This is a genomic window from Streptomyces sp. MB09-01 (genome assembly GCF_033794505.1).
Classification (GTDB): domain Bacteria; phylum Actinomycetota; class Actinomycetes; order Streptomycetales; family Streptomycetaceae; genus Streptomyces.
This window is the reverse complement of the sequence record NZ_JARAYQ010000453.1, coordinates 1-3,734: the sequence shown is the minus strand read 5'-3', so window position 1 is coordinate 3,734 and position 3,734 is coordinate 1. Positions and strand designations below refer to the sequence as shown.

Genomic DNA, 3,734 nt, shown 5'->3' with positions numbered 1-3,734 from the left:
GGCGTACGGGGTCGGGGGCGTACAGGGGTCACTCCGTACGCAGGCCGTCCGGACGCATCAGCCGCAGCAGCGGCGGCAGGCTGAGCAGGGTCACCACGACCACCACACCCGCGCCGGCCGCCGTCATCCCGAGCACCGACGCCCAGTCGATCCGGACCGGCCGGGCGGCCATGCTCATCAGGACGGCGCCCAGCCCCACGCCCGCCCCGGCCGCCAGCACCAGGCCCAGCACGATCGGCACGGCCGTCTGCCACAGCACGGACAGGCTCAGCGTGGAGCGCTTGGTGCCGAAGGCGACCAGGGAGGAGAGCAGCCGCCGGCGCTCGCGCAACTGCTCCAGCTGGGAGACGAGCAGGCTTCCGCCGATCAGGACCAGTACGGCGGTGGCGCCGAAGAACAGCCCCGTGCGGATCGAGGAGTAGCCGGCGGCCTCGGCGCTGTGCCGCAGCGTCATCGCCGTGACGAACGGGTCCGCCTTGAAGACGGCGTTGCGCGCCCGGTCGAGGGCGTCCGGACCGGACTCGTCGACCTGGACGAAGATCCGCGCGTCCGGGAATTCGCCGATCTCCTTCGGCGCGGCCGACGGGGTCACCAGCAGACCGCCGCGCAGCTGCCCGGTGGGGTCCTCCCGGCTGGGGACCGTGCGGGCGTCCGCCGGGACCTTCCACTTCGCCGGACCGGGCCTGTCGGCCGTCCCGGACCCGGACCCGTACCCCCTGACGTCGCCGACGAACAGCTCGTCGCCGGGCTTCGCCGCGCCCCCGTAGACGTCCTCCGAGCGGGAGCCGGTCACCACGAAGGCGTCGCCGTCCTTGCAGGAGCCGAGTGTCGCGACCTCGCCGAGCGCGTCGCAGGTGCCGATGGTCACCTGGACCGTCTCCTCCGCCGCGGGCACCTGGTGGGCGGCCTGCGCGGAGGTCAGCGGGACGGCGCGGGTGACGCCTTGTACGGCGGAGATCCGCTGCGCGAGGTCGTCCATGCGCGTCCCCGCATCGCGGTTCACCAAGACCGCGACGGCGGCCCTGCCGGGATCCTGGCCGGTCGCCCTGGTGTAGTCGCCCTCGACGCCCGCGAAGAGCATCTGGAGGGCGATGGCGCCCGCGACGGCCACGGCGATGCCGTTGACGAGGCGGGCGGCGGCCCCGCTGTTGACCTGGAGCCGGCGCACGGCCAGCTGCCAGGAGACCGGGCCGCCGGACATCTTCGCGACGAAGCGTTCCAGCAGCCAGGGGATCAGCACGGTGACCCCGACCAGCAGCAGCACCACGCCTCCGGCGACCTGCCACTGGTTGAACCTGCCGTGGTCGTTGCCGCGGCCGCCCATGGGCAGGAGCAGGCCGATTCCGACCAGCGGGAGCAGCAGCCGCCACCAGATGTGACGCCGGGCGGGCTTGGCCGTACGGACGACGCCCAGCGGCTCGATGACCACGCCGCGCAGCGCGAACAGGGTCACGGCCACCGCCGCCGCGGGCACCGCGAGGGCGACCAGCACGGCGAGCCAGGGCGCCGGGTCCAGGTCGGCGGGGAAGACGCTGCGCTGCTGGAGGCTGAAGCTCCCCACCAGGGAGCGGCCGACGGCGAAGAAGCCGGCGCCCAGCACCAGTCCGATCAGAGAGCCGGCCAGCGCCTCGCCGGCCGCGATCCGGCGCACCATCCTGCCGTCGGCGCCGACCAGCCGCAGGGCGGCGAGCCGCCGGTCGCGCCGCTCCCCGCCGAAGCGGACGGCGGTGGCGATGAACACGGCGACGGGCATCAGCAGGGCGACGAACGTCAGGACGACCATCAGCATGAGCACGGGGTCGAGGCCCTCGCGGTCCGTGTCGTGGCCGAAGCCGGTGACGCGCTGGACGCGGTAGTCCTCGGGGCCGTTCTTCCGGAGGGTGTCGCTGCCCAGGTAGAAGAGCAGTTCGCCGGGGCCGACCAGCCCCGGGGCGCCGACGATCTCACTGACGCGCGCGTCGAGCCGCTCACGCAGCAGGGCGCCGTCGGAGGACTTCAGCAACTCGTCGAGGGCGGGGGAGAGGGCCATCTCGCCCGGGCCGGGGATCCGCTTCAGACCGGGCGGCAGCGGGGCGTCCGGGCCCTCGGCCCGGATCATGTGCCCGTCGATGTCCTTGTTCCGGTACGTCTGGCCGATGCGGGCGATCAGCAGGGTGTCGGGCCCGGGGGCGTCGGCCCGCTCGGAGTTCAACGTCGACCGTGCGTCGCCGCGCTCGTACCGCTGGGCGAGGGCGCCGGGGATCGCGGTGCTGATGAGCAGCAGGGCGACGCCGAGGCCGACACCGACACCGGTGAGCAGGGTGCGGGTCCATCCCTCGCGGCCGCCGCCGAAGGCGAAGCGGGTGCCCATGCCGAGATCGCGGGCCCAGACCTGGAGCCGGCTCATACGATCCGCTCCATGTCGCGGGACTTCCCGTCGCGCACGACGATCTCGCGGTCGGAGTAGGCCGCCACGCGCGTCTCGTGCGTGACGAGCACGACGGCGGCGTTCGCGGACCGCGCGGCCTCCGTGAGCAGCTGCATGACGAGTTCGCCGTTGAGGGAGTCGAGGGCTCCGGTGGGCTCGTCGGCGAAGATCACCCGGGGGCGGGTGACCAGGGCGCGGGCGACGGCCACGCGCTGCCCCTGGCCGCCGGATATCTCCCCGGGCCGCTTGGCCCCGACGTCCTCCACCTGGAGCTGCTCCATCCGGTGCAGGGCGATGCGTTCGGCCTCCTTGCGCTTGACGCCGGTCAGGCGCAGCGGGAGGGCGACGTTCTCCACGCAGGTCAACTCCGGTACGAGCTGGCCGAACTGGAAGACGAAGCCGAACTCGGTGCGGCGCAGCTCGCTGCGTTCGGCATCGCCCATGGAGCTGAGCTCGCGTCCGGCGTAGGTGATGGAGCCGGAGTCGGGAGGGACGATGCCCGCGAGGCAGTGCAGCAGCGTCGACTTGCCGGAGCCGGAGGGGCCCATGACCGCGACGACCTCGCCGGGGTGGATGGAGAACTCGGCGCCGTCGAGGGCCTTGGTGCTTCCGAACGCCTTGCGCAGGTCCGTCGCGGCGAGGAGGGAACCGGCCGGGGTCATCATCAGCGGACCTCCCGCGCGAGCTGGTCGAGGCGGGCCGCGGTGAGCTCCAGCCACCGCAGGTCCGCCTCCAGGTGGAAGAGGGCGTGGTCGCAGACGAGCTGGTCGGCCATGTCGCCCTTGCGCTTGCGCTGGGTGAGGATGCGCATGAGGCGCAGGTGCTCGGCGCGCTGGGTGTCCAGCAGCTCGTCGGCGCGGCGGCCGGTGAGCAGGGCGAGGACGACCTTGGTGTAGAGGGTCGAGTGGAGGTAGGGCTCGGGCTTCTCGGGCTGGGAGAGCCAGGCCTCGACGTCGGTGATCCCGGCGTCGGTGATGGCGTACCGCTTGCGCTCGGGGCCGCCACCGCTCTCCACGCCGTCGACCTCGACGAGGCCGTTCTTCAGGAGGCGGGACATGGTCGAGTAGACCTGCCCGTAGGCGAGGGGGCGGTCGTGACCGAACTTCTCGTCGAAGGTCCGCTTGAGGTCGTAACCGTGGCGCGGGCCGGCCTCGAGGAGGCCCAGGAGCGTGTGACCGATGGACATGCCGACGACTCTACACCGTGTGTATACGCACAGTGTATAGAGGGAGGGAAGGTAGGGGCCGGACCGCGCCGAGCGCGGGCCGGCCCCTGGGGTGCGGTCATTCCGCGGACTTCGGGGGGCGGCCCCGGCGGGGGATGGGGC

Annotated in this window: 3 protein-coding genes; all 3 read right to left on the bottom strand. The window is 73.0% G+C overall.

Annotated elements, in window-relative coordinates; genetic code table 11:
* Positions 1–28: 28 nt before the first annotated feature.
* From PV721_RS42130 to PV721_RS42120, 3 genes are read right to left on the bottom strand one after another with little or no spacing between them, the layout of a single operon-like run.
* Positions 29–2,386 (bottom strand): FtsX-like permease family protein, encoded by a 2,358-nt coding sequence (locus tag PV721_RS42130; RefSeq protein ID WP_319734004.1) that lies wholly within the window; start codon positions 2,384–2,386, stop codon positions 29–31.
* Complete coding sequence (locus PV721_RS42125; protein WP_319734002.1) at positions 2,383–3,072, bottom strand: ABC transporter ATP-binding protein; 690 nt, start codon at positions 3,070–3,072, stop codon at positions 2,383–2,385. The genes PV721_RS42130 and PV721_RS42125 overlap by 4 nt, the downstream gene beginning before the upstream one ends.
* Entirely contained in the window at positions 3,072–3,593 is a 522-nt protein-coding gene (locus PV721_RS42120; protein ID WP_319733998.1) for a PadR family transcriptional regulator, read from the bottom strand. The genes PV721_RS42125 and PV721_RS42120 overlap by 1 nt, the downstream gene beginning before the upstream one ends.
* Between the last annotated feature and the right edge of the window lie 141 nt (positions 3,594–3,734).